This window comes from Flavimobilis soli (assembly GCF_002564025.1).
Taxonomy (GTDB): Bacteria; Actinomycetota; Actinomycetes; order Actinomycetales; family Cellulomonadaceae; genus Flavimobilis; species Flavimobilis soli.
In genome coordinates this window covers 1,335,942-1,361,819 of sequence record NZ_PDJH01000001.1, presented here as the reverse complement: position 1 = coordinate 1,361,819, position 25,878 = coordinate 1,335,942, and the positions used below count along the sequence as shown (strand labels likewise).

The following is a 25,878-nucleotide window of genomic DNA, read 5'->3' as shown; positions in this document are numbered from 1 at the left end:
ACCTTTCGACGACGAGAGATCTTGGAGCAACGATGAACAAGCCGTACCAGGACCGCGAGATCTGGTTCCTCACGGGGAGCCAGCACCTCTACGGCGAGGAGACGCTCCGGCAGGTCGCCGAGCAGTCGCAGCAGGTCGCCCGTGCGCTCGACGCGTCCGACGACGTCCCCGCCCCGGTCGTCTGGAAGCCCGTCCTGACGGACGCGGACGCGATCCGCCGCGCGATGATCGACGCGAGCGCTGACGACAAGGTGCTCGGCGTGATCACGTGGATGCACACGTTCAGCCCCGCGAAGATGTGGATCGCCGGGCTCGACGCCCTGCGCAAGCCGCTGCTGCACCTGCACACGCAGGCGGCCGCGGACCTGCCGTGGGACAGCATCGACATGGACTTCATGAACCTCAACCAGGCGGCGCACGGCGACCGTGAGTACGCGTACATCCAGACGCGGCTCGGGGTCTCGCGCACGACCGTCGTCGGGCACGTGTCCAACCCCGCTGTCACGCGCCGGGTCGGCACGTGGGTGCGTGGTGCGGCCGGTTGGGCTGCGACGCACGAGCTGCGTCTCGCGCGCTTCGGCGACAACATGCGCAACGTCGCGGTGACCGAGGGTGACAAGACCGAGGCCGAGCTGCGCTTCGGCGTCTCCGTCAACACGTGGGGTGTGAACGACCTGGTGGCGGCCGTCGACGCGGTGGAGGAGGCCGCGATCGACGGCGTCGTCGCCGAGTACGAGGACCTGTACGACGTCGTCCCCGAGCTGCGACGCGGGGGCGACCGTCACGACGCGCTGCGGTACGCGGCGCGGCAGGAGGTCGCGCTCGAGGGCTTCCTCACGGAGCTCGGCGCGAAGGCCTTCACGACGAACTTCGAGGACCTCGGCGCGCTGCGCCAGCTCCCGGGCATCGCGGTGCAGCGGCTCATGTCGAAGGGCTACGGCTTCGGTGCGGAGGGCGACTGGAAGACGGCGGTGCTCGTCCGGGCCGCGAAGGTCATGGGTGCGGGCCTGCCGGGTGGTGCCTCCCTCATGGAGGACTACACGTACGACCTGACCCCGGGTGACGAGCGGATCCTCGGCGCGCACATGCTGGAGATCTGCCCGTCGCTGACGACGTCGACCCCGCGGGTGGAGATCCACCCGCTCGGGATCGGCGGCAAGGAGGACCCGGTCCGGATGGTGTTCGACACCGATCCGGGCGTGGGTGTCGTGGTGTCCCTCGCGGACATGCGGGACCGGTTCCGGATGACGGCGAACGTGGTCGACCTGGTCGAGCACCCGCCGCTGCCGAACCTGCCGGTCGCGCGAGCGGTGTGGAAGCCTCGCCCCGACTTCACGACGTCGGCGGAGGCGTGGCTCACGGCGGGAGGCGCGCACCACACGGTGCTGTCGACCGCAGCAGGGGTGGAGGCCTTCGAGGTCTTCGCTCAGATCGCCCGGACGGAGCTGCTCGTCATCGACGAGACGACGACGCGTCGGGGGTTTGCGGACCAGGTCCGTTGGAACCAGGTCTACTACCGTCTGGCACAGGGCTTGTGACGTGCTGACACGTTCGGCGCAGGTCGCGCCGGGGGATTCCCGGGCGGTCTGTGAGGCTGGCAAATCGTGACACAACGGTGACCCGGGATCTTCTGGGCACCAGCGTTTGTTAGCGCTAACATCACTACTGTGACGAGGTCGACGCCGACCTCGCGCTCGTACCGGGACCTGAGGGGGGACCGGTGTCTCAAGGAGGAGATATGCGACGCAACACGTTCACGCGGACCATGGTCGCCGCGGCGGCCACGATCTCGATGCTCACCCTCGCCGCCTGCGGCGGAGGCTCTGACGACCCGGCCACGACCGGTGGCGGCGGCGGGTCGAGCCAGGGCGGTGACACGATCAAGGTCGGGTTCTCGCAGCTCGGCGCCGAGTCCGGCTGGCGCACCGCCAACACCGAGTCGGTCAAGGCCAACCTGACCAAGGAGAACGGCTTCGACCTCACGTTCGTCGACGCCCAGCAGAAGCAGGAGAACCAGATCAAGGCCCTGCGCGACTTCATCGACCAGGGCGTCGACGTCATCGCGTTCTCGCCGGTCATCGAGACCGGCTGGGACGAGGTCCTCCAGGACATCAAGGATGCCGACATCCCTGTCGTGCTCGTCGACCGCACGGTCGACACGACCGTCGCCGATCCGTTCGTCACCTGGATCGGTGCCGACTTCACCAAGGAAGGCGTGACCGCCGGCGAGTGGGTCAAGGAGAACCACCCCGACGCCAAGATCTTCGAGCTCCAGGGCACGATGGGCTCGGGCGCGCAGACCAACCGCCAGGAGGGCTTCCGCTCCGTCGTCGGTGACAACGTCATCGGTGAGGCGTCGGGCAACTTCACCCGCGCCGAGGGCAAGGCCGCGACCGAGGCCGCGCTCGCCGCGTACCCCGACATGGACCTGATCTTCGCGCACAACGACGACATGGGCCTGGGCGCGATCGAGGCGATCGAGGCGACCGGCAAGAAGCCCGGCGTTGACATCAAGATCGTCACCGTGGACGGCGTCAAGGACGGTCTGCAGGCCCTCGTCGACAAGAAGTTCAACTATGTCGTCGAGTGCAACCCCGCCTTCGGTGACCAGCTCGCCGAGCTGATCAAGAAGGTCGCCGCCGGCGAGCAGGTCGAGAAGAGCACCATCGTCGTCGACGAGGCGTTCGACCAGACCATCACCCAGGAGTTTGTCGACTCCCGCACGTTCTGACCGGCACACCCCCGCCCGGCCGAGGAGGGCCGGGCGGGGGTGCCCACCGCGAGGACGCAGGGACGCCAGGGCGCGACGGCGCGCCGAGCCAGCGTGACCAGGAAGAAGGCAGCAATGACCGAGACGGCGGGGAGCACCGCAGCTCCGATCGTCCAGATGACCGGGATCACTATCGAGTTCCCCGGCGTGAAGGCCCTCGACGGCGTCGACTTCCGTCTCTTCCCGGGCGAGGTGCACGCCCTCATGGGCGAGAACGGTGCCGGGAAGTCCACCCTCATCAAGGCGCTCACCGGCGTCTACCAGACGACGAGCGGCACGATCCTCGTCGACGGCGTCGAGCACAGCTTCAGCGGCCCCGACCAGGCCCAGGCCGCCGGGATCAGCACGGTGTACCAAGAGGTCAACCTGTGCGCCAACCTTTCCGTCGCCGAGAACGTCATGCTCGGCCACGAGCCCCGCACGGGCCCTTTCATCAGCTGGCGCAAGATGCGCCGCCAGGCCGCCGAGTACCTCGAGCGGCTCCACCTCGACATCGACACGGCGTCGCTCCTGTCCGCCCACTCGATCGCCGTGCAGCAGCTCTGCGCGATCGCCCGCGCGACCGTCGTCGACGCCAAGGTCCTCATCCTCGACGAGCCCACCTCGAGCCTGCAGAAGGCCGAGGTCGACGAGCTCTTCGCGGTCATCCGCGAGCTGCGCGACGCAGGCGTCGCCATCCTCTTCGTCTCCCACTTCCTCGACCAGATCTATGAGATCTCCGACCGGCTCACCGTCCTGCGCAACGGCAGGCTCGTCGGCGAGCACCTCGTCGCCGACCTGCCGCGCCGCGAGCTCATCGGCAAGATGATCGGCCGCGAGGGGGCGGCGCTCGACGCGATCGAGCGCGGGGCCCAGGCGGCGTTCGACGCCGAGCACGAGCACGGCACCCCCTCCCTGCGCGCCGTCGGGCTCGGGCGCGACGGCTCGATCGAGCCGTACGACCTCGACGTCTTCCCTGGCGAGATCGTCGGGCTCGCCGGTCTGCTCGGCTCCGGCCGCACGGAGGCCGTGCGCCTCCTGTGCGGTGCCGACAAGCCCGGCGAGGGCGAGCTCCAGCTCAAGGGCAAGGACGTGAAGCTCAACGACCCGCTCCAGGCCCTCAAGCACGGCATCGCGTTCTCGTCCGAGGACCGCAAGAAGGAGGGCATCATCGGGGACCTCACCGTCCGCGAGAACATCGCCCTCGCCGTGCAGACCGTCCGCGGCGTCTGGAAGCAGGTCCCCAAGCGCGAGCTCGACGAGCTCGTCGACAAGTACGTCCGCGCGCTCAACATCCACCCCGCGAACCCCAACATGCTCGTGAAGAACCTCTCGGGCGGCAACCAGCAGAAGGTGCTCCTCGCGCGGTGGCTCGCCACCGCGCCCACGATCCTCATCCTCGACGAGCCCACGCGAGGCATCGACGTCGGCGCCAAGGCGGACATCCAGAAGCTCGTCGCCGAGCTCGCCGCCGACGGCATGTCCGTCCTGTTCATCTCCTCGGAGTTCGAGGAGGTCCTGCGCGTCTCCCACCGCATCGACGTCCTGCGTGACCGCAAGTTCGTCGACTCGATCACCAACGGCCCCGACGTCGACCAGGACACGATCCTCGAGGCCATCGCCAAGAAGGAGGTGGCGTGATGAGCGGCCCGACCGTGACCCTCACCGCCGACCCGACCGGACCGACCGGCCCGAGCGCACCGCCCTCGGGGTCGTACCGCACCGCGCCGGTCCCCGTCTGGAGCCGCGTCGTCCACCACCAGCTCTTCTGGCCGGTCGTCGCACTCGTCCTCCTCGTGATCGCGTGCGGCATCAAGAACCCGGTCTTCCTCGACGTCGAGATCCGCGACGGCCACCTCTTCGGCCAGCTCGTCGACATCTCGCGCTACGCGGCGACGCCGCTCCTGCTCGCGCTCGGCATGGCCCTCGTCATCGCGACCGGCGGCATCGACCTCTCGGTCGGTGCGGTCATGGCGATCTCGCTCGCCGTCTCGCTCTCGTACCTCGACGGCAACCCGGGCGCCGGCAGCGTCGGCACGGTCGCCGTCGCGGTCGCCCTCGGCATCCTCGTCGCGCTCGTCGCCGGCGTGTTCAACGGCTTCATGGTCTCCGTCCTCGGGATCCAACCCTTCATCGCGACGATGATCCTCATGGTCGCCGGGCGCGGCGTCGCCATGCTCATCACGAAGGGCCAGATCACGACCGTGACGAGCCCGCCGTTCAAGTACCTCGGGTCCGGCTTCGTCCTCGGCGTCCCGACGCCGGTCGTCATCGCGCTGCTCGCGCTCGTCGGCGTCGCCGTCCTCGTGCGGCGCACGGCCCTCGGCATGCTGCTCGAGTCGATCGGCATCAACCGCGAGGCGAGCCGCCTCGCGGGCGTCCAGTCGCGCAACATCACGTGGTTCGTCTACATCCTCGCCGGCGTCCTCGCGGGTCTCGCGGGGATCGTCTACGGCGCACCCACCATGGCGGCCGACGCCAACAACATCGGCCTCATGAAGGAGATGGACGCGATCATGTGCGTCGTCCTCGGCGGGACGGCGCTCTCCGGCGGCAAGTTCTACCTGTCCGGGACGGTCGTCGGCGCGCTCATCCTCTCGACGATCGAGCGCGCGGTCATCATCTTCCACATCCCGTCGCAGATCACGCCGCTGTTCAAGGCGCTCGTCATCATCCTCGTGTGCGTGGCCCAGTCGCCGAAGCTTCGCGAGTACCTCGCGCCCAGGCGCCGCAGGTCGGTCGTGGCAGCCGCCGTCGCGGCACCTGCCCCGACCAAGGAGGAGGCCCGGTGATGACGACGACCGCACCCGCCCCGCGCACGTCCACCCCCAGCCCCTCGGAGAAGAAGCCCATGGTCCGCCGCAGGCTCGGCCGGTTCCTGGCCCCGGAGTTCCTGCCGATCGCCGGCACGATCCTCACGTTCGTGATCATGCTCGGCGTCGGGCAGGCGCGGTACGGCGGGGAGCGCAGCTTCATCTCGATGAAGCTGTTCTCCAACCTCCTGCAGGACAACGCCTACCTGCTCGTCCTCGCGATCGGCATGACGTTCGTCATCCTCACCGGCGGGATCGACCTGTCGGTCGGCGCCGTCGTCGCCCTCGTCGGCCTCGTCATCGCGACCCTCCTGCCGATGGGCGTCCCGCTCCCGGTCGTGCTCGTGATCGGCGTGCTCATCGGTTCGACGTTCGGCCTGCTCATCGGGGTGCTGGTCCAGTACTTCAACATCCAACCGTTCATCGCGTCGCTCGCCGCGATGTTCCTCGCACGCGGCCTGTGCAACGTCGTGAGCGTCCAGTCCGTCGCGATCAAGGACGAGGGCTTCGCCTCCCTCGCGTCGTGGTCGGTCAAGTTCGGCGAGGGACGCGACATCTGGAAGATCAACCTGTCGATGATCGTCGCGCTCGCCGTGCTCGCCTTCGCGTTCTACGTGCTGCACTACACGCGGTTCGGACGCACCGTCTACGGCGTCGGCGTGGGCGACGACGGCAACGCGATCCAGCTCATGGGCCTCAAGGCAGGACGCACCAAGCTCTGGGTGTACGTGATCTCCGGGACGTGCGCCGGCATCGCCGGCATCCTGTTCGCGTTCTACACGAAGTCCGGCTTCAACCTCACGGGCATCGGCATGGAGCTCGACGCGATCGCCGCGGTCGTCATCGGCGGCACCCTGCTCGCCGGTGGTGGCGGCTACGTCCTCGGCACCGGCGTCGGCGTCCTCGTCTACGGCCTCATCCAGGTGCTCATCGCCCGCGAGGGCCTCGACTCCTGGTGGACGAAGGTGTTCATCGGCGTCGTCCTCCTCGGCTTCGTCATCCTGCAGCGCGTGATCGTCACGCGACGCAAGAGATAGGCCCACGTCCCCGGACGCACCCGCGTCCCTGCCCTGTCCACCTGCCCACCCTGACCACGCCCGCGGGACTCCACCCCGCGCACCGGCTCGGCGGGCACCGGGAGCACGTGCCCGGTGCCCGCTGCAGCCCATACCGGCCTCGCGCCGTGCGACACCGCTCGCCCGTCCGAACCGAGCGGCTCCCCTGCAGGGGGAGGGACGGGTCTCGCCGATCGGTCGGCCCTGACCGTGCGCTCTCGCGCGCCCGGAGACGGCCCGGCAGCTGCTCAAGGAGGAGGAGCTGCCGACCTGCCTCACCCCCGACGAAGGAGTGACATGAGAACACGAAGGACAGCGCTCGGCCGGTGGCTCGCGCACGGCACCGCGTGGACCGCGGCGACCGCCGTCGCGCTCACCGGCCTCACCGCAGCACCGGCCCAGGCCGCGGGCGACGAGCCCGACCTCATCGCCTGGTACAGGCTCGACGAGACGAGCGGCACCGTCGCCGCCGACTCCTCGGGCAACGGGCTCGACGGCACGGTCACCGGCGCGGCGACCTGGAACGACGGCGACGGCTTCACGTTCTCGGGGGGCCCGAACAACTCGGGAAACGCGATCACGCTGCCCGACGACATGCTCGCCGGCGTCGACGACGTGACGATCGACTTTGACGTCTGGGTCGACGCGTCGCTGTCCGGCAACTACTTCATCTTCAACTTCGGCAACCCGGCCGTGTACCCGAACGGGACCGGCTACCTGTTCGTCACGGGCAAGGACTCGAGTTCACGGCTGCGCGCGACGATCGCCTCCGACGGCTACCACACCGAGCAGTCCGTCTCGCGGGCCGGCGGCATCGCGACGGGCACGTGGAAGCACCTCACGTACGTGGTCGACGGCGGTTCCGTCGCCGAGCCCGGCGCCGCTCGCCTCTACGAGGACGGCCAGCTCGTCGCCTCGACGTCCGGCCTGACGGTGTCGCCCAAGGACCTCGGCGAGCCCGACGGCACGACGACGCGCAACGTCCTCGGCGCCTCCGCGTACCCGGACAACTCGTTCAAGGGCAAGATCCGCGACTTCAAGGTCTACGACGGACTCCTCGATGCGCCAGCCGTGCGCGCCGCGGACGCTGCGGCGATCGACCTGGGCGATCTCAGCTCGGTCGGGACCGACCTGACGCTGCCGACCCGCGGAGGAGGCGGGTCGGCGATCACCTGGGAGTCGAGCAACCCCGCGGTCGTGTCGGCCTCGGGCGCGGTCGTCCCCGTGGACGACGTCGTCGAGGTCACGCTCACCGCGACCGTCACGCTCGGAGGCGCCTCCGTCACGCGCGACTTCCTCGTGAGGGTCCGCTCGCTGCAGCAGGTGGTCGACGGCGTCCTCGACGACCTCGAGATCCCCAACCTGCGCGACGTCCGCGGCAACGTGAACCTGCCTGCCCAGGTCGGCGTCGTCGACCTCGCGTGGACCTCCGACAGGCCCGACGTCATCACGGCGACCGGCGAGGTCACGCGACCAGCGGCGGGCGACGACCCGGTCGAGGTCACGCTCTCCGTGGGCGCCTCGGCGGGTACCGCGACCGGCTCGCGCGAGCTCATGGCACGCGTCGTCCCGGCTCCCGAGCCCGAGGAGACGACCGCGTACTTCTTCCCGTACTTCACGGGTGAGCAGGTCGGCGGCGAGAAGATCTTCTTCGGCGCGAGCAAGGGCAACGACGCCCTGCACTGGGACGAGCTCAACGACGGTCGTGCTGTCCTGACCTCGGACCACGGCGAGAAGGGTCTGCGCGACCCGTTCATCATCCGTTCCCCCGAGGGCGACCGGTTCTTCCTCCTCGCGACCGACCTGCAGATCGCGGCAGGGTCCAACTTCACGGTCGCGCAGGAGCGCGGCAGCCTCTACCTCGAGATCTGGGAGTCGACGGACCTCGTCACCTGGTCGGACCAGCGGCACGTCAAGGTGTCGTCCGACTACGCGGGCAACACGTGGGCACCCGAGGCGCACTGGGACGAGTCGACGGGCAGCTACCTCGTGTACTGGGCGTCCAACCTCTACGACACGACGAGCACGACCGGACGGTCCGCGAGCACGAGCTACAACCGCATGATGGTCGTCAGCACCCGTGACTTCGTGACGTTCACCGAGCCGCAGACCTGGATCGACGTCAAGCGCGGCAACGGCCTCGGCATGATCGACTCGACCGTCGTCGAGCACGACGGCGTCTACTACCGCCTCACGAAGGACGAGGCATCCATGACGGTCCGTCAGGAGAGGTCGACCGACCTGCACGCACGCGTCGAGGGCTCGCTCCCGACGACGACGAGCAGCCCCGGCTGGCAGCTCGTCAAGGAGGCCGTCGGCGTCGGCCGGCCGAACGGCTGGGGCGGCACCTTCACCAACGGTGAGGGCCCGACCGTCTTCAAGGCGAACGACGGCGACGTCAACACCGGCGGCCAGGACACGTGGTTCCTGTTCCAGGACCAGCCGAGCTACCACGGTGGTCGCGGCTACGTGCCGTTCTCGTCGACGGACCTCGCCTCGGGTACGTGGACGAGCGTCGCCGAGCAGGCGGACCTGCCGCTCAGCCCGCGCCACGGCACCGTCCTGCCGATCACGCAGACGGAGTACGAGAATCTGCTCGCCGCGTACCAGCCGGACCTGCTCGTCGACTCGATCGCGCCGCAGACGGTCACCACGCGCGAGGGCGTCGCCCCGACGCTCCCGACGACGGCCACCGTCACCTACCGCGACGGCTCGACCCGGGCCGTGCCCGTGACGTGGCCGGCCGTCGACCCGGCGCAGTACGCCGAGCGCGGCACGTTCACGCTCCGGGTCGCCCCGGTCGCGGGGTCGCCCGTCGAGGCGGTCGTGACGGTCACGGTGCGCGACGCCGTCGACCCGACGGTCGCGCTCGCGGCCTCTCCCGCGGCCCCGACGGGCAGCGCTGGCTGGTGGACGTCGAGCCCCGTGACCGTGACGGCCACGGGGAGCGACGACTCGGGAGTCGCGGCCGTCGAGGTCTCGGTCGACGGCGGTGCCTGGCAGCGCACGGACGGTGCCACGGCGTCGGTCTCGCTCACGGACGACGGGCGGCACCAGGTGCGGGCCCGCGCGACGGACGAGACGGGCAACGTCTCGACCGTCGCGGCGATCGACGTCGACATCGACACGGCCGCTCCGGTCACGAGCGCGACGGTCGACGCGAAGGCGCGCACGGTCACGCTCCGGGCGGGCGACGACACGTCCGGCGTGGCCCGCGTCGAGACGCGCGTCGGCAACGGCGCCTGGACCGCGTACTCGAGCCCGGTGAAGGTGGGTTCGGGGGAGACGACGGTGCAGTTCCGCGCTGTTGATCGGGCGGGGAACGTCGAGCCGGTCGGTTCGGTGGTGGTGCCGCGTGCGGGTGTGGTGCTGGCGCCGTCGGCGACGGTGGCGGTGGTTGCTCCGGAGCGGGTGGTGTTCGGCAAGGCTGCGAGCGTGCGGGTGCGGGTCTCTGGTGCTGGCGGGGTCCCGTCGGGTCAGGTGCGTGTGCTCGACGGCAAGCGTGTGGTCGGGTCGGCGTCGCTCAAGCAGGGTGGCGCGACGGTGCGGCTGGTCAAGGACGTGGCGGTGGGGCGTCGGTCGTTGACGGTGTCCTACGGCGGTGACGCGAGGTTTGCGGGGTCGTCGGACTCGGTCGTGCTCAAGGTCGTCAGGGCGGCTTCGAAGGTGTCGGTGAAGTTGGCGCCGAAGAAGGTCACGTCGCGGTCGAGGGCGACCGTGGCGGTGACGGTGAAGAGCGCGGGTGCGCAGGCTGGGAAGGTGAGCGTGAAGGTCACCTCGAAGGTGCGGGGCAAGACGCGCACGGTCGTGACGCGGTCGGCGAGCGTGGGTGCGGGCGGCAAGGCGTCCGTGCGGCTGCCGAAGCTGAAGAAGGGCACCTACAAGGTGACGGTCACGTTCGGCGGGTCGTCGTCGGCGAGCAAGGCCACGAAGACCACCAACCTCACCGTCCGCCGCTAGGCGCTCGTCCCCGAAGGACTCGGTGCGCGGCGCCCACCCCCACGGGCGCCGCGTGCCCTCCCCGGGGTGGGCCCGGTCCGGGCCCACCCCACCCCCTCACGAAGGAGTGACATGACTGCACGACTCAACCGGCCGCCGTCGCGGACCGGGCGCGCGATCGCCTGGTCGGCGATCGCGGCCCTCACGTTCACCGGCCTCGCGGCCATGCCCGCGCAGGCCGCCGACCCCGAGCCCGTACCGGACGGCATGGTCGCCTGGTACAAGCTCGACGAGACGGCTGGCACCGTCGCCGCCGACTCGTCCGGCAACGACAACGACGCGACCGTCACCGGCGCCGCCGCCTGGACCGGCGGCGACGGCTTCACCTTCTCTGGCGGTGCGTCGAGCGGCGGCAACGCCATCAAGATGCCGGACAACATCCTCGCGGGCCTCGACTCGGTCACGGTCGCGACCGACGTCTGGGTCGATCCTGCCCTCCAGGGCAACCACTTCATCTACAACTTCGGCAACGAGGCCGTCGGCACGCCGCAGAGCGGCAACGGCTACTTCTTCACGACGGCCTTCCCGTACCGCGTCGCGCTCAGCCCCGCCGCCTGGGGCGGCGAGCAGGTGACGTCCAAGGGCACGCCGCTCACCCAGGGCGTGTGGAAGCACATCGCGTACACCCAGACGGGCACGACCGGCATCCTCTACGAGGACGGTGTCGAGGTCGCCCGCAAGACGGACGTCACGATCACTCCCGGCTCGATCGGCGGCGGCGTGACGACGCGCAACTTCCTCGGACGCTCGGCGTACGACGCCGACGGCTCGTTCAAGGGCGTCCTGCGCGACTTCCGCGTCTACGACCACGCGCTGCCGGCCGACGACGTCGCCGAGCTCGCCGAGCGCGTCATCGACGACGTCCTCGACGATGCCGCGGCGAGCCTCGACCTCGGCGACCTGACCGCCGTCGCAACCGACCTGACGCTCCCGACCCTCGCGGACGGGGTCGCGGTCTCGTGGTCCTCCGACAAGCCCGACGTCATCTCCCCGACGGGCCGCGTCACGCGCCCCGACCCGGCCGACGACCCGGTCGACGTCGTCCTCACGGCGACCCTCACGAAGGGCACCGCGACCAAGACCAGGACCTTCACCGCGACCGTCCTGCCCGACGTCACGCCCGCCGAGAAGGCCGCATGGGACGCCGAGAACGTCGCGCTCGTCGCCCCGGGCGACGTCCGCGGCAACATCACGCTCCCGCAGACCGGCCCGCTCGGCTCCTCGATCACGTGGACCAGCTCGGACGCAGACGTCGTCACGACCACCGGAGAGGTGACGCGCCCCGCGTACGGCGAGGACGACGTCGTCGTCACGCTCACCGCGCGCGCCACCAACGGCGCCGAGAGCGCGACCTTCGCGCACCGCCTGACCGTCAAGGCGGCGCCCCGCGCCGTCCCGACCCAGGGCTACGTGTTCTCGTACTTCACCGGCAACTCGATCGCCGGCGAGAAGATCTACCTCGCCGCGAGCCGCGGCAACGACGCCCTGCGCTGGGACGAGCTCAACGACGGCACCCCCGTCCTCGAGTCCACCAAGGGCACGCGCGGCCTGCGCGACCCGTTCCTCATCCGCTCGCCCGAGGGCGACCGCTGGTACCTCATCGCGACCGACCTCTCGATCGGCCGCAACGGCGACTGGGACGCCGCGCAGCGTCACGGCAGCCAGCACATCGAGGTGTGGGAGTCGACCGACCTGGTCACCTGGTCGGAGCAGCGCCACGTCAAGGTGTCGCCGGACAACGCGGGCAACACGTGGGCGCCCGAGGCGTACTGGGACGACGAGCTCGGCGCGTACGTCGTGTTCTGGGCGTCCAAGCTGTTCGCCGACGACGACCCGAACCACACGGGCAACCAGCACAACCGCATGATGTACGCGACGACGCGCGACTTCGTGACCTTCAGCGAGGCGCAGGTCTGGCAGGACTCCGGCAAGTCGCTCATCGACTCGACCGTCATCAAGGAGGACGGCTGGTACCACCGCTTCACCAAGGACGAGGGCTCCGCGAGCGGCTGCGTCGACATCATCCAGGAGCGCTCACGCACGCTGACCGCGCCGCTGTCGCAGTGGGAGCACGTCACCGACTGCATCGGCCAGAAGGCCCGCACCGGCGCTCTCGAGGGGCCGACGATCTTCAAGGCCAACGAGGGCGACGTCAACGGCGGCGGCTACTACCTGTTCGTCGACGAGTACGGCGGCCGCGGCTTCATCCCGATGCACTCGGACAGCCTCGACGAGCCGGACTGGGTCATCCCGACCCCGTACTCCCTCCCGACGAGCCCGCGCCACGGCACGGTCGCGCCCGTGACCAAGGCGGAGCTCGACGCCGTCCGCGGCAACCCGGCCACGGCCGTCACGTCGACGACGCGGCTCACGCTCGCACCGGCTCCGGCCGGCACGGCCTCGCGCGCGGACGTCACCGTCACGGCGAGCGACGCGGGGCAGGTCGCGGGGTCGGTCCGCGTCACGGTCGACGAGGTGTGGTCGACGACCGCTCGCCTCGTCGACGGCAAGGCGAGCGTCTCGCTCCCGGACACCCTCCGCGCGGGCACGGCCGACGTCGTGGCCGAGTACCTCGGCTACGACGTCGTCGCGGCCAGCTCGACGTCGGGCACGCTCGTCGTCCCGGCCCCGGCCGACACGACGCCGCCCGTGACGAGCGCGACGGTCGACGCGAAGGCGCGCACGGTCACGCTGCGCAGCGCCGACGGCGGCTCGGGCGTCGACCGGGTCGAGTACCGCCTCGTCGTCGGCTCGACCGTCGGCGCGTGGACCCGCTACACCGGCCCGGTGAAGGTGGGTTCGGGGGAGACGACGGTGCAGTTCCGCGCGGTTGATCGTGCGGGGAACGTCGAGCCGGTCGGTTCGGTGGTGGTGCCGCGTGCGGGTGTGGTGCTGGCGCCGTCGGCGACGGTGGCGGTGGTCTCGCCGGCGAAGGTGGCGGTCGGCAAGGTCGCGAGCGTGCGGGTGAGGGTGTCTGGGGCTGGCGGGGCGGCGTCGGGTCAGGTGCGTGTGCTCGACGGCTCGCGCGTGGTGGGTGCCGCGACGTTGAAGAACGGTGGTGCGACGGTGCGTCTGGTCAAGGACCTGGCGGTGGGTCGTCGCACGTTGACGGTGTCGTACGGCGGTGACTCCAGGTTTGCGGGTTCGTCGGACATGGTCGTGGTCACGGTGGTCAAGGCGTCGTCGAAGGTGTCGGTGAAGGTGACGCCGAAGAAGGTCACGGTGCGTTCGAAGGCGAAGGTCGCGGTGACCGTGATCAGTGCGGGGTCGAGGGCCGGGAAGGTGAGCGTGAAGGTCACCTCGAAGGTCAAGGGCAAGAACCGCACGGTGGTCACGCGGACCGTGAACGTGGGTGCGAAGGGCAAGGGGAGCGTGACGCTGCCCAGGCTCGCGAAGGGCACCTACAAGGTCACGGTCACGTTCAAGGGCTCGTCCAGCGCGAGCACGTCGACCAGGACCACCAACCTCACCGTCCGCCGCTAGGAGATCCGGCGGCCTCCTTGGAGGCCGCCGGTGCGACGGGGCGGTTGCACGGGTGTCACCCCGTCGCACCGGGGTCGCCGGGGTGGAGAACCGGTGGCTCCGGGAGGGTCAGGTCCGGCCGTGGCGAAGGCCGGACCTGACCCTCGATCGCGTCCTCAGGGGCGCGCCGCGAACCGCTCGAGCAGCTCGGAGTGCCCCGAGACGACGAGCATGTCGTTCGCCGAGATGCGCGTCTGCGGCGTCGCGTAGATGAAGTCCTGGCCCGGCGGCTTCACGCCGATGATCGTCACGCCGTAGCGGGCACGCACCTTCGACTGCTCGATCGTGAAGCCCTGCGTCTCCTTCGGCGGGCGCATCTTGACGATCGTGAAGCCGTCCTCGACCTCGATGTAGTCCATGAGCTTGCCCGAGACGAGGTGCGCCACGCGGTTGCCCGCGTCCGCCTCCGGGAACACGATGTGGTGCGCGCCGATGCGCTGCAGGATGCGGCCGTGCTCGGCCGAGACGGCCTTCGCCCAGATCTGCGGCGTGCCGATGTCGACGAGGTTGCCCGTGATGAGCACGGACGCCTCGAGCGACGAGCCGACGCCGACGACCGCGACCGGGAAGTCGCGCGCACCGAGCTGCTCGAGCGCCTCGGGGTTGGTCGCGTCCGCCTCGACGAGCGGCAGGCGGCCGGTCCAGTGCTGGACCTGGTCCGCGGAGCGCTCGACGGCGAGGACGTCCTGACCGAGCCGGTCGAGCGTCGTCGCGATGGAGGCGCCGAAGCGCCCGAGCCCGATGACGAGGACACCCGCGTCCTGGGCGCTCGCCGGTGTGTTCCTGTCAGCCAATGATGGGCCTCTCCTCGGGCAGCCGGATGACGCGACGGCGGTCGCGCAGGGCGAGGGCTGCAGCAAGAGTCATGGTGCCGGTGCGCCCGACGAACATCAACACGATGAGCACGTACTTGCCCTCCTCGGGCAGCAGGTGCGTCACCCCGGTCGACAGCCCGCACGTCGCGAACGCCGAGATCGTCTCGAAGAGCAGCACGTCGAGGGACCAGCCGGTGATCTCGAGGAGCACGAGCGTCGAGACCAGCACCGCCGTCGCGCCGATGAACGCGACAGCGATCGACAGGCGCAGCGTGTCGCGCGGGATGCGCCGCCCGTACGCCTCGATGTCCCGGTCACCGCGGGCCTCCGCGACGATCGCGAGCAGGAGGACGGCGAGCGTCGTGACCTTGATGCCGCCCGCGGTCGACGCGGAGCCGCCGCCGACGAACATGAGGGCGTCGTTGATGAGCCAGGTCGACTCCTTCATCGAGCTGACGTCGACCGTCGAGAACCCGCCCGAGCGCGGCATCACACCCGCGAAGAGCGCCGAGAGCAGCTTGGCCGGCCAGCCGAGCGGGCCGATCGTCTCCTCGTTGCGCCACTCGAACGCGGCGAACAGGAGGCCGCCGACGACGACGAGCGCGCCCGACACGGTGAGCGTCAGCTTGGTGTGCAGGTTCCAGCGGCTCGCGCGGCGGCCGACGCGCGCGATGTTGAGGATGACGGGGAAGCCGAGCGACCCGATGAACACGCCGAGGATGATCGGCAGCAGCAGGAGCCAGTCGCCCGCGTGGGGCGCGAGCCCCTCGGCGGTCGGGACGAAGCCCGCGTTGTTGAACGCGGAGACGGCGTAGAACACCGCGTGCCAGAGCGCCTCGCGGAACGTCTCGTGGAGCGTCATGAATCGCGGCAGCAGCAGCGCCGCGATGAAGGCCTCGAGGCTCAGCGACGTGATGACGACGACGCGGATGAGCGAGCCGACCTCGCCGAGCCGCGTCGTCTTGGTCTCGGACGCCGTCAGCAGGCGCTGGGTGAGGCCGATGCGCCGGGAGACCGCTGCACCGAGGATCGACGCGAGGGTCATGACGCCGAGGCCGCCGACCTGGATGCCGACGAGGATGACGGCCTGACCGAAGCCGGACCAGTAGGTGCCCGTCGGGACGGTCACGAGCCCCGTGACGCAGACGGCCGACGTCGCGGTGAAGAACGCGTCGACGAACGGGGCGCGCACACCGGTCGCGGTCGCCGCGGGAAGGTTGAGCAGCGCCGTGAAGACCGCGATGACGCCGGCGAACGTGAGGAGCGCGAGGCGGGCCGGGGAGCGGCGGGCGATCCGGTCGACGAGCTCTCGTCCGGCCCACAGCGGTGCCGACAGCTTCGGCGCCATCGGTCACCTCCCAGCGAGTACGGCGTACTGGCCCATGGTGCCACCTCGCAGGCCCCGTGGTGCGGGACGCGGACGTGCCGCGCCGTCGCGCGGCGGGCGCGCTAGCGTGGCGACATGGCGGCGACGGCGCACGTGGCGTGGGCTGCGGACCTGCTCGGCTACGACTTCGGTCCGGAGCACCCGATGGCGCCCCTGCGCCTGCACCTGACGATCGAGCTCGCGCGCGCCCTCGGCGTGCTCGACGCGGACGGGGTCGTCGTCGCGGACGCGGGCATCGCTCCCGACTCCCTCCTCGAGACTGTCCACACGCCCGAGTACGTCGCTGCGGTCCACGCGGCGTCCCGCGGCGTGCGCGACGTGCGCCGCGGCCTCGGCACGCAGGACGACCCCCTGTTCGAGGACATGCACGACGCCGCCGCCCGCATCGTCGCGGGCACGGTCGCCGCGGCCCGCGCCGTCTGGCGCGGCGAGGCCCAGCACGGGGTGAGCGTCGCGGGCGGGATGCACCACGCGATGCCCGACGCGGCGTCGGGCTTCTGCATCTACAACGACGCCGCCGTCGCGATCCGTGCGCTGCTCGACGACGGCGCGGAGCGCGTCGCGTACGTGGACCTCGACGCGCACCATGGCGACGGCGTCCAGAAGGTGTTCTGGGACGAGCCGCGTGTCCTGACCGTGTCGGTCCACGAGAGCCCCGCGTCGTTGTTCCCGCACACGGGCTACCCGACCGAGACGGGCGGGCCGCACGCGCCCGGGGGTGCGGTCAACGTCGCCCTCCCGGCGCGGACGCGTCCGGAGGGCTGGCTGCGGGCGATCGACGGCGTCGTGCCCGAGGTCCTCGCGGACTTCCGTCCGCAGGTCCTCGTGACGCAGCACGGCTGCGACGCCCACGCGCACGACCCGCTGTCGTCGCTGCGCGTGAGCACGGCCGCGCTGCGCGCGGCGGCGCGGCGCATGCACGGGCTCGCGCACCAGCTGTGCGACGGCCGCTGGGTCGCGCTCGGCGGTGGCGGGTACTCGGTCGTCGACGTCGTGCCGCGCGTGTGGGCGAGCGTCCTCGCCGAGGCCGCGCACGTGCCGGTCCCCGCGCACACGCCGATCCCGGAGGAGTGGCGCGAGCTCGTGCGACGCGAGGTCGGGGCCGAGCCGCCCGTCGTGATCCACGAGGACGGTGACGAGCAGCACGCCGACCCGTCATGGTCCGGGCGTTACGACCCGGCCGACGACGTCGACCGCGCGGTCATGGCGACGAGGTCCGCCGTCTTCCCCCTGCGGGGGTTGCACCCCGAGGTGTACTGAGAGGGCAGGTGGGCGGTAGCTCCCAGGAGGGTGAACCGTCTTCCCCCGCGAGCCGAGCAGGCCCTAGAGTGTGCTGCACGTGCGCGGCGTCCCGCCGCGCGCCCGCAGACCGCCTGACCTGGTCCGACACGAGGAGCGCATGCATGTCCGACGCCGCCGCGAGGCCTCGTTTCCTCACCGTCGCCGAGGTGGCTGAGGAGATGCGGGTGTCTCGCATGACCGTCTACCGCCTCGTCCACTCGGGCGAGATCCCGGCGGTGCGGGTCGGCAAGTCGTTCCGCGTGCCCGTCGAGGCGCTGCACCAGTACCTCGGCGGCGCCCAGGACGTGCGGGACCTCAAGTCCTCCTGACGACCTGGCCTGAGCCGTCCTGATACCCGTGTCGCGGGCATGCTGCGGCAGGGGTTAGACTGGCGGACGGACTTTCCGAGCGCGGTGCCTCCCGGTGTGCCGTGCAAGCTACCGATCGACATTGCGAGGACCCGTGGGCTCCGTTATCAAGAAGCGTCGCAAGCGTATGGCGAAGAAGAAGCACCGCAAGCTGCTTCGCAAGACGCGCCACCAGCGCCGCAACAAGAAGTAAGGACGCCGCAGGCGTTCTCTGCGAAGAGCCCTCGTCCCTCGGGACGGGGGCTCTTGCCGTATCCCGGGCGTCGATACACGGGGGGCGGCGCGGCGGGAAGCGCGCGAGTGGCTGGCAGCGCGACGCCAGGCGGCAGCGTCGCCCGTCCGGGCTCAGCGCTTGGCGAGCTTGCGACGCGCCCCGCGGGCGGCCTGCGTGAGCACCCAGACGAGACCGGCGGCGCTCGCGGTCTTCACGCCGCGCTTCGCGAGGCGGCGCTTGCCGCGGAACTCGCGCACCGGCCAGCCGACGTCCTTCGCGTGGCGGCGCAGCCGCGGCTCCGGGTTGATCGCGCACGGGTGGCCGACCGAGCTGAGGATCGGGATGTCGTTCGCCGAGTCGCCGTACGCGTAGCAGTGCGCGAGGTCGAGGCCGAGACGCTCGGCGAGCTCGCGCGCGCCGGCCTCCTTGCTCTCGCCGTGCATCATCTCGCCGACGAGGCGGCCCGTGTAGACGCCGTCCTTGTGCTCGGCGATCGTCGCGAGCGCGCCCGTCGCGCCGAGGTGGCGCGCGATGAGCTCTCCGATCTCGATGGGCGTCGCGGTGATGAGCCACACCTGGTGCCCGGCCGCGAGGTGCGCGTCGAGGATCTTGCGGGTGCCGGGGAAGATCCGCAGCGACAGCACCTGGTCCCAGACCTCTTCGCCGATCGCGGTGACCTCGGCGACCGTGTGGCCCTTGATGATGCCGAGCGCGCGGTCGCGCACGGAGCTGATCTGCTCCTTGCTCTCGCCGAGCGCGATGAAGCGCCACTGCTGCAGCCCGGCGAACACGAGGTCGCGGATCTTGAAGAAGTCGCGGCGGTACAGGCCCATCGCGAGGTGGAAGGCGCTCGCCCCGCGGATGATCGTGTTGTCGACGTCGAAGAACGCGGCGATGCGTGCGGGGTCGACCGCGGTGCTCTCGACGGGGCTGGCCAGGTCGAGAGCCGCGTCGGCGGCGGCCTCGGCCGACTCCTCGGGGGCCGGCTCGACCGACTCGTCTGCGGAGGGCTCGCGGGCGGTCGACATGTCGTCCACTCTATCGAGACAGTCCGTACTGTTGCCGTATGGAACCGGTGACCACCTCGTCGGCCGGCGCAGCGCCGCGCGTCGAGCTCCTCGTGCGTGCGTCGTGCCACCTGTGCGAGGACGCGCGCGAGGTCGTCGCGGCCGTGTGCGCGGAGCTGGGGGAGCGGTGGGTCGAGCAGGACGTCGATGCCGACCCGGCGCTCGTCGCGACGTACTCGGACTACGTCCCCGTCGTCCTGGTCGACGGCGTGCAGCAGGCGTTCTGGCGTGTCGACGAGCGGCGCCTGCGCCGCGCGCTGGGACGACCGTCGGGGGCGGCGCGATGACGTCGACCGCGGTCCCGCCGCAGACCCTGACCCGCCTCCCGGTGTATGCGCGGGTGCTCGACGACCTCGTGCGGCGCGGCGTCGTGACGGCGTCGTCGGTCGAGCTCGCGGCGGCTGCGGGCGTCGAGTCGGCGCAGCTGCGCCGGGACCTGTCGCACCTGGGCTCGTACGGCAAGCGCGGCGTGGGGTACGACGTCGCGGAGCTGCGCGCGCAGCTGCGCGGCGCGCTCGGCGTGGGGCGCCGTCGTGGCGTCGTCGTCGTGGGGGTCGGCAACCTGGGGCGGGCCGTCGCGAGCTACGCGGGACTGGTCCCGCGTGGTTTCGAGGTCGTCGCGCTCGTCGACGTCGACCCGCAGGTCGTCGGGACGACGGTCGCGGGTGTCGAGGTGGGGGACCTCGCGGACCTGCCGCGGCTCGTCGCGGAGCGGGAGGTGTCGCTCGCGGTGCTCACGGTCCCCGGCGCGGCGGCGCAGGACGCGCTCGACGCGGTCGCGGCGAGCGGCGTGCGCTCGGTGCTGAGCTTCGCGCCGCGGGCGCTCACGGTGCCCGACGGCGTCGCGCTGCGCAGCGTGGACGTCGCGGCCGAGCTGCAGATCCTGTCGTACTACCTGCCGCCCGTCTGACGTCGTCCGGGTGCGGGCATGACGAAGGCCCGGTGCAGGGGGTGCACCGGGCCTTCGTGACTGTGGCGAGGATCAGGCCTTGACGGCCGAGACCTCGATGAGGATGGCGACCTTGTCGCTCACGAGGACGCCGCCGGCCTCGAGGGCCGCGTTCCACGTGATGCCCCACTCCTTGCGGGAGATGGTGACGGTCGCCTCGAAACCGGCGCGGGCGGCGCCGAAGGCGTCGACGGCGGAGCCGGTGTACTCGAGGGCGAGCTCGACGGGCTTGGTGACGCCCGCGATGGTGAGGTCGCCGGTGACGACGAAGTCGCCGCCGTCGGCCTTGACCGAGGTCGAGGTGAACGTCCACGTCGGGTTGACGTCGGTCGAGAAGAAGTCGGCGCTCTGCAGGTGCGCGTCGCGGTTCGCGTCGCCCGTGCTGATCTTCGTCGCGTCGAGGACGGCGGTGACGGTGGAGCTCTCGATGTCCTCACCGATGACGATGGTGCCCTCGAGGACCGGCACGGTGCCGCGGACCTTCGAGATGCCTGCGTGGCGGACGGTGAAGCCGGCCTGCGTGTGCGACGGGTCGATCGTGTAGGTGGCGGGGGCGAGGCCCTCGGGAAGAGCGGTCATGTGAGTCTCCTGGGGTGTGCGACTAGGTCCATGCGGCTGCATTGATTGCCGCTTCAAGTTAATCTTCAACCACATCTGCCCGGAGCGCAAGTGGTGGCCCGCCACGCCGTCGAGAGACGAGCACCACACCCGGCCCTCTCGCGAAGTTTGCGACACTAGGCCCATGCCTCAGACCACGGTCCACCTGATGCGCCACGGCGAAGTCCACAACCCGGAGGGGATCCTCTACGGGCGCCTGCCCGGGTACCACCTCTCCGAGCGCGGCCACGAGATGGCCGCCCGCGTGGCCAAGCACTTCGCCGGCGAGGTGAGCGAGTCGACCCCCGCCGGAGTCACCCCCGTGCGCCGCGACATCACGCACGTCATCGCGTCGCCGCTCCAGCGCGCCCAGGAGACCGCGACCCCGATCGCGGCCGCCTTCGGCCTCGAGCTCGGCACCGACGAGCGCCTCATCGAGGCCGAGAACTACTTCGAGGGCAAGACCTTCGGCGTCGGCGACGGATCCCTGCGCCACCCGCGCCACTGGCCCCGCCTCGTCAACCCGTGGCGCCCCTCGTGGGGCGAGCCCTACAAGAAGCAGGTCGAGCGCATGCGCGCCGCGATCGAGGACGCCCGCAAGCTCGCCGAGGGCCACGAGGTCGTCCTCGTCTCCCACCAGCTGCCCGTGTGGATCACGCGCTCCTCGTACGAGGGCCGGCCGTACTTCCACGACCCGCGCAAGCGTGAGTGCTCGCTCGCGTCGGTGACGTCGCTGCACTTCGACGGCGACCGCTTCGTCGGCCTCGAGTACTCCGAGCCCGTCGCCGACCTGCTGCCCGGCGCCTCCAAGGTCGCGGGAGCCTGAGCCTGCCGTGAAGCCTCGCCACCACGCCGCCCGCGCGGCCGTCGCCGTCGTCGCCGCCGTCGCGCTGCTCGCCGGCTGCTCCTCGACCCCGGACGACGGCCCGGTCCAGGTCGCCGACCAGGGCTACCAGTCCGGCGACGGCTCCGTGCGGACGTGGGCCGCGGCCGAGCGCGGAGCCGCGCTCGAGCTCACCGGCACCGACTACGACGGCGAGCCGGTCGACGTCTCCGCGTGGCGCGGCGACGTCGTCGTCCTCAACACGTGGTTTGCCGCGTGCCCGCCGTGCCGTGTCGAGGCCCCAGTCCTCGCCGACCTCGCGACGTCCCGCGCCGACGACGGGGTGCACGTCCTCGGCATCAACCGCACGGACGACGCCGGGGCTGCTCAGGCCTTCGAGCGCACCTACGAGATCCCGTACCCGTCGATCGACGACCGCTCGGGCGCAGCGACGTCGGCCCTCGAGGGCGTCGTCCCGGTCGCCGCGACCCCGACGACGGTCGTGCTCGACCGTCAGGGCCGCGTGGCCGCACGCGTCCTCGGCCTGCTCGACGCGACGACGATCGCCGCGATCCTCGACGACGTCCTGGCGGAGTCGTGACTCTCCTCGCCGACGCCGGGACGACCGTCTTCAGCGGCTCCCTCCTCCTCGCCCTCCCGATCGCCGTGCTCGCGGGGCTGCTGTCCTTCGCGTCGCCGTGCGTCCTGCCGCTCGTGCCCGGCTACCTCGGCTACCTCGGTGGGATGGCTGGGGCGGCCGACGCCCGGCCCGCGCGCCGAGCCGCGCTCCCCGACGACGCCGAAGCCGCCCGGACCCACGACGGTCAGGCGGACCCCGCCGCGACCGACACCGTCACGGCCGAGAAGCGCACGCCGGGCCGCGGCCGGGTCCTCGCAGGCGTCGGCCTGTTCGTCGCCGGGTTCACGGTCGTCTTCGTCGCCTACGGCATCCTCTTCGGCTCCGTCGGCGGGCTGCTGCGCGAGCACCAGGAAACACTCACGCGCGTCCTCGGCGTCGTCGTGATCCTCATGGGCCTCGCGTTCGTGGGGCTCCTCGCGCCGCTGCAGACCGACCGCCGCTTCCACCTCGCGCCCCGCGCAGGCCTGTGGGGCGCACCCCTCCTCGGCTTCGTCTTCGGCCTCGGCTGGACGCCCTGCATGGGCCCGACGCTCGTCGCGATCAACGCGCTCGCGCTCGACCAGGGCACTGCGGGCCGCGGCGCCGTCCTCGCCGTCGCATACTGCCTCGGACTCGGCCTGCCGTTCCTCGCCGTCGCGCTCGGCCTCGAGTCCTCCGTGCGGCTCACGGGCTTCCTGCGCCGCCACCGTCTCGCCGTCATGCGCGTCGGCGGCGGCCTCCTCGTCCTCGTCGGCCTCGCGCTCGTCACAGGGCTCTGGGGTTCGATCACGCAGTCCCTCGCGGGGCTCGTCGGCGGATTCGAGACGGCGCTGTGAGCGGCTACCGCCCCGAGGGCATCGAGGACGCGTTCGTCGAGAACGGCTCTGCGCCGCTGCCCGCGCTCGGCGTCGTCGGCTGGCTCCGCTGGACCTGGCGCCAGCTCACGAGCATGCGCGTCGCGCTGCTGCTGCTCATGCTGCTCGCCGTCGCGGCCGTCCCCGGCTCCGCGCTGCCGCAGCGCCCGCAGGACCCGGCCGCCGTCGAGCAGTACCTCGCCGACCACGCGACCGCGGGGCCATGGCTCGACCGCCTCGGCATGTTCGACGTGTACGCGTCGGTGTGGTTCTCCGCGATCTACATCCTGCTGTTCGTCTCGCTCGTCGGGTGCATCACGCCGCGCGTGCGCGCCCACTGGCGCGCCCTGCGCGCGAAGCCGCCGCGCACGCCGCGCCGCTTCGACCGCTTCCCCGCACGTGCCGAGCGCGTCGTCGCCGCGTCGCCCGCCGACGTCGCCGACACCGCAGCCGCGCACCTGCGCGGCCCTCGCTGGCTCCCGCGCTTCCGCGTCGAGCAGAGCACCGAGCCCGCGCCCGCAGGCGCGCTGGACGACGTCGCGCACACCGTCTCCGCCGAGCGCGGCTACCTGCGCGAGACCGGCAACCTGCTCTTCCACCTCGCGCTCCTCGGCCTGCTCGTCTCCGTCGGCGTCGGGCAGGCGCTCGAGTACCGCGGCCAGGCGATCGTCGTGCAGGGCCGCGGCTTCGCCAACTCGGTCAGCGCGTACGACACGTTCTTCTCGGGCACGGCCTTCGACCCCGAGTCGCTCCACCCGTTCTCGATCACGCTCGACGACTTCGACGCCGAGTTCACGGAGGACGAGAGCCTCGCCGCGAAGGACTTCACCGCCCACGTGACGGTGCGCGACGGCGCCGCGGAGCCCCGCCCCGAGACGATCAAGGTCAACCACCCGCTCGAGATCGGCGGCGCCAAGGTCTACCTGCAGGGCAACGGCTTCGCCCCCGACGTCGAGGTCGTCGACGCAGACGGCAACGTCGCGTTCTCGGGGCCGGTCCCGTTCATCCCTGAGGACGCCGTCTACACGTCCCGCGGCGTCATCAAGGTCCCCGATGTGACCTCGGGCGACCAGATCGGCCTCGTCGGCTACCTCCTGCCAACCGCGCAGATGACCGAGAACGGCGTCCGCTCGATCCACCCTGACCTGCGAAACCCCGTGCTCGTGCTGACCGTGTGGCGCGGCAACCTGGGGCTCGACTCGGGCGTCCCGCAGAACGTCTACGAGCTCGACACCGACGCGATGATCCAGGTGGCCGACGGCGACGAGCCGGCGACGCTCGTCATCTCGCCCGGCCAGACCGTCGACCTGCCCGAGGGCCTCGGCACGCTCACCTTCCGCGGCGACCTGCCCGCCGACCCGACCCAGGACGCGACGGGCGTGCCCCGCTTCGTCGCGCTCGACCTGAGGCACGACCCCGCGCTCTTGTGGATCGCGACGTTCGCCGTCCTCGCCCTCGCCGGCCTCATGCTGTCGCTCTTCACGCCGCGCAGGCGTGTGTGGCTGCGCACCTGGACGGAGACCGTCGAGGGCGAGGCACGTACAGTGGTGAGCGCAGCGGGCCTCGCCCGTACCGACGACGCCGGCCTCCCCGGCGAGGTCGACGCGATGCTCGACGCGGCGTCGGCCGCAACAACGCCCGACCGGGCGACGACGAAGGACTCCGGAGGAGCCGACCGATGACCATCGGTGAGATCAGCGACATCCTCGTGTGGGGCGCCGCGACCGCGTACACGATCGCCATGGTCGCGTTCGCGATCGACATGGCGCGCCGCGCGGGCGCACCCGCCCAGGCGGCTGCGCCCCAGCCCGCGCTCGCGACCGCCACGCCCGTGACGGCGACGGCGAGCACGCCGACGTCGGTCACGACGCCCGGCTGGTCCGCACGCCCCGACGCGACGGTCGGCACGAGCGCGGCCGCGAACGCCGGGCGCGGCAAGGGCACCCCGTGGGGCGCATGGCGAAGCTCGAAGGCGCTCGGCATCGCGATGTCGACCCTGTGGCTCGGGTTCTTCTTCAACCTCGCCGGGATCATCACCCGCGGTGTCGCCGCCGGCCGCGCCCCGTGGGCCAACATGTACGAGTTCACGCTCGTCGGCGCCTTCTGCACCGTCCTCGTGTTCCTCGTCATCCAGCAGCGCCTCGAGGTCCGCTTCCTCGGGATCTTCGTGACGATCCTGTCGATCTCGGCGCTCATGGTCGCGCTCAACGCGTTCCACGTCGAGGCCGCGGGCGTGCAGCCCGCGCTGCAGTCGTACTGGCTCGTCATCCACGTCGGCATCGCGATCCTCGCGACCGGGGTGTTCGGCGTCGCCTTCGCCGTGTCCGTGCTGCAGCTCCTGCAGGACTCCCGCGAGAACGGCTCCGCGGTGCTCGCGTCGTGGCACTGGCTCGACTCCGTCCCGAGGCCCGCGCAGCTCGAGATGCTCAGCTTCCGCATCAACGCCCTCGGCTTCGTGCTGTGGACCTTCACGATCATCGGCGGTTCCGTCTGGGCCGAGGACGCCTGGGGCCGCTACTGGGGCTGGGACCCCAAGGAGGTCTGGAGCTTCGTCATCTGGGTCGTCTACGCGGCCTACCTGCACGCGCGCACGACGCGCGGCTGGTCGGGGCGGCGCGCAGCGTGGTTCGTCGTCGTCGGCTTCGCGTGCGTGCTCTTCAACTTCACCGGCGTGAACATCCTGTTCAACGGGAAGCACAGCTACTCGCAGATCTGACCTGCTCCGACGCACGAGCGCCCGGCAGGACCTCACGGTCCGGCCGGGCG

General features: G+C 71.2%; 21 protein-coding genes. 17 read left to right on the top strand and 4 right to left on the bottom strand.

The genetic code is table 11. From position 1 onward, the window contains the following. The first annotated feature begins 32 nt into the window (after positions 1–32). The 7 genes from araA (at position 33) to ATL41_RS06175 (ending at position 14,099) form a co-directional block, all read left to right on the top strand. Positions 33–1,538, top strand: coding sequence for an L-arabinose isomerase (araA, locus tag ATL41_RS06205; RefSeq protein ID WP_098457697.1), 1,506 nt, complete (start codon positions 33–35; stop codon positions 1,536–1,538). A gap of 200 nt (positions 1,539–1,738) precedes the next feature. Next, positions 1,739–2,731, top strand: a complete 993-nt coding sequence (locus ATL41_RS06200) for an ABC transporter substrate-binding protein (RefSeq protein WP_098457696.1) — start codon at positions 1,739–1,741, stop codon at positions 2,729–2,731. 114 nt (positions 2,732–2,845) lie between these two features. Next, positions 2,846–4,390 carry a sugar ABC transporter ATP-binding protein gene (locus ATL41_RS06195; RefSeq protein WP_098457695.1) on the top strand — a complete coding sequence of 515 codons (1,545 nt, stop codon included), beginning with the start codon at positions 2,846–2,848 and terminating at the stop codon, positions 4,388–4,390. Further along, positions 4,390–5,541: an ABC transporter permease gene (locus ATL41_RS06190; protein ID WP_098458959.1), complete on the top strand. Its 1,152-nt coding sequence runs from the start codon at positions 4,390–4,392 to the stop codon at positions 5,539–5,541. Before ATL41_RS06195 ends, ATL41_RS06190 begins: the two co-directional genes overlap by 1 nt. Then, positions 5,541–6,599 (top strand): ABC transporter permease subunit, encoded by a 1,059-nt coding sequence (locus ATL41_RS06185; protein ID WP_098457694.1) that lies wholly within the window; start codon positions 5,541–5,543, stop codon positions 6,597–6,599. The genes ATL41_RS06190 and ATL41_RS06185 overlap by 1 nt, the downstream gene beginning before the upstream one ends. A gap of 315 nt (positions 6,600–6,914) precedes the next feature. Continuing rightward, positions 6,915–10,577, top strand: coding sequence for an OmpL47-type beta-barrel domain-containing protein (locus ATL41_RS06180; RefSeq protein ID WP_098457693.1), 3,663 nt, complete (start codon positions 6,915–6,917; stop codon positions 10,575–10,577). 111 nt (positions 10,578–10,688) lie between these two features. After that, complete coding sequence (locus ATL41_RS06175) at positions 10,689–14,099, top strand: immunoglobulin-like domain-containing protein (protein ID WP_098457692.1); 3,411 nt, start codon at positions 10,689–10,691, stop codon at positions 14,097–14,099. Positions 14,100–14,254: 155 nt separating this feature from the next. On the opposite strand, the gene ATL41_RS06170 is transcribed toward ATL41_RS06175, so the two are convergent. Both ATL41_RS06170 and ATL41_RS06165 read right to left on the bottom strand, forming a co-directional pair. Next, a complete protein-coding gene (locus tag ATL41_RS06170) occupies positions 14,255–14,932 on the bottom strand; it encodes a potassium channel family protein (RefSeq protein WP_098457691.1) in 678 nt (225 codons plus the stop codon). Continuing rightward, the gene (locus tag ATL41_RS06165) at positions 14,925–16,301 is read right to left on the bottom strand and encodes a TrkH family potassium uptake protein (RefSeq protein ID WP_098457690.1); all 1,377 of its coding nucleotides are present in this window, start codon (positions 16,299–16,301) and stop codon (positions 14,925–14,927) included. The genes ATL41_RS06170 and ATL41_RS06165 overlap by 8 nt, the downstream gene beginning before the upstream one ends. A 114-nt stretch (positions 16,302–16,415) precedes the next feature. Between ATL41_RS06165 and ATL41_RS06160 the strand changes: the two genes are divergently transcribed. The 3 genes from ATL41_RS06160 (at position 16,416) to ATL41_RS06150 (ending at position 18,182) form a co-directional block, all read left to right on the top strand. Next, complete coding sequence (locus ATL41_RS06160) at positions 16,416–17,600, top strand: acetoin utilization protein AcuC (RefSeq protein WP_098457689.1); 1,185 nt, start codon at positions 16,416–16,418, stop codon at positions 17,598–17,600. 143 nt (positions 17,601–17,743) lie between these two features. Continuing rightward, the gene (locus ATL41_RS06155) at positions 17,744–17,950 is read left to right on the top strand and encodes a helix-turn-helix domain-containing protein (protein ID WP_098457688.1); all 207 of its coding nucleotides are present in this window, start codon (positions 17,744–17,746) and stop codon (positions 17,948–17,950) included. A 133-nt stretch (positions 17,951–18,083) separates the two neighbouring features. Continuing rightward, positions 18,084–18,182 (top strand): 30S ribosomal protein bS22, encoded by a 99-nt coding sequence (locus tag ATL41_RS06150; RefSeq protein WP_003792170.1) that lies wholly within the window; start codon positions 18,084–18,086, stop codon positions 18,180–18,182. A 152-nt stretch (positions 18,183–18,334) separates the two neighbouring features. Here the strand turns inward: ATL41_RS06150 and ATL41_RS06145 are convergent, their stop codons facing one another. Further along, positions 18,335–19,231: an HAD family hydrolase gene (locus ATL41_RS06145; protein ID WP_098458958.1), complete on the bottom strand. Its 897-nt coding sequence runs from the start codon at positions 19,229–19,231 to the stop codon at positions 18,335–18,337. Positions 19,232–19,269: 38 nt separating this feature from the next. On the opposite strand from ATL41_RS06145, the gene ATL41_RS06140 reads away from it, so the two are divergent. Both ATL41_RS06140 and ATL41_RS06135 read left to right on the top strand, forming a co-directional pair. Next, positions 19,270–19,557, top strand: a complete 288-nt coding sequence (locus tag ATL41_RS06140; protein WP_098457687.1) for a glutaredoxin family protein — start codon at positions 19,270–19,272, stop codon at positions 19,555–19,557. Further along, complete coding sequence (locus ATL41_RS06135) at positions 19,554–20,180, top strand: redox-sensing transcriptional repressor Rex (protein ID WP_098457686.1); 627 nt, start codon at positions 19,554–19,556, stop codon at positions 20,178–20,180. The genes ATL41_RS06140 and ATL41_RS06135 overlap by 4 nt, the downstream gene beginning before the upstream one ends. A gap of 72 nt (positions 20,181–20,252) precedes the next feature. Here ATL41_RS06135 and ATL41_RS06130 read toward each other — a convergent pair whose 3' ends face one another. Then, positions 20,253–20,798 carry a YceI family protein gene (locus tag ATL41_RS06130; protein ID WP_098457685.1) on the bottom strand — a complete coding sequence of 182 codons (546 nt, stop codon included), beginning with the start codon at positions 20,796–20,798 and terminating at the stop codon, positions 20,253–20,255. 163 nt (positions 20,799–20,961) lie between these two features. Here ATL41_RS06130 and ATL41_RS06125 point away from each other — a divergent pair, with 163 nt between their 5' ends. From ATL41_RS06125 to ccsB, 5 genes are read left to right on the top strand one after another with little or no spacing between them, the layout of a single operon-like run. Next, positions 20,962–21,642, top strand: a complete 681-nt coding sequence (locus ATL41_RS06125) for a histidine phosphatase family protein (protein ID WP_098457684.1) — start codon at positions 20,962–20,964, stop codon at positions 21,640–21,642. A gap of 7 nt (positions 21,643–21,649) precedes the next feature. Then, positions 21,650–22,240, top strand: coding sequence for a TlpA family protein disulfide reductase (locus tag ATL41_RS06120; RefSeq protein WP_245854658.1), 591 nt, complete (start codon positions 21,650–21,652; stop codon positions 22,238–22,240). Beyond that, positions 22,237–23,094, top strand: coding sequence for a cytochrome c biogenesis CcdA family protein (locus ATL41_RS06115; protein ID WP_098457683.1), 858 nt, complete (start codon positions 22,237–22,239; stop codon positions 23,092–23,094). The genes ATL41_RS06120 and ATL41_RS06115 overlap by 4 nt, the downstream gene beginning before the upstream one ends. Continuing rightward, entirely contained in the window at positions 23,091–24,794 is a 1,704-nt protein-coding gene (gene resB / locus ATL41_RS06110; RefSeq protein WP_098457682.1) for a cytochrome c biogenesis protein ResB, read from the top strand. Before ATL41_RS06115 ends, resB begins: the two co-directional genes overlap by 4 nt. Next, entirely contained in the window at positions 24,791–25,828 is a 1,038-nt protein-coding gene (gene ccsB / locus ATL41_RS06105) for a c-type cytochrome biogenesis protein CcsB (protein ID WP_098457681.1), read from the top strand. Before resB ends, ccsB begins: the two co-directional genes overlap by 4 nt. Positions 25,829–25,878: the final 50 nt, after the last annotated feature.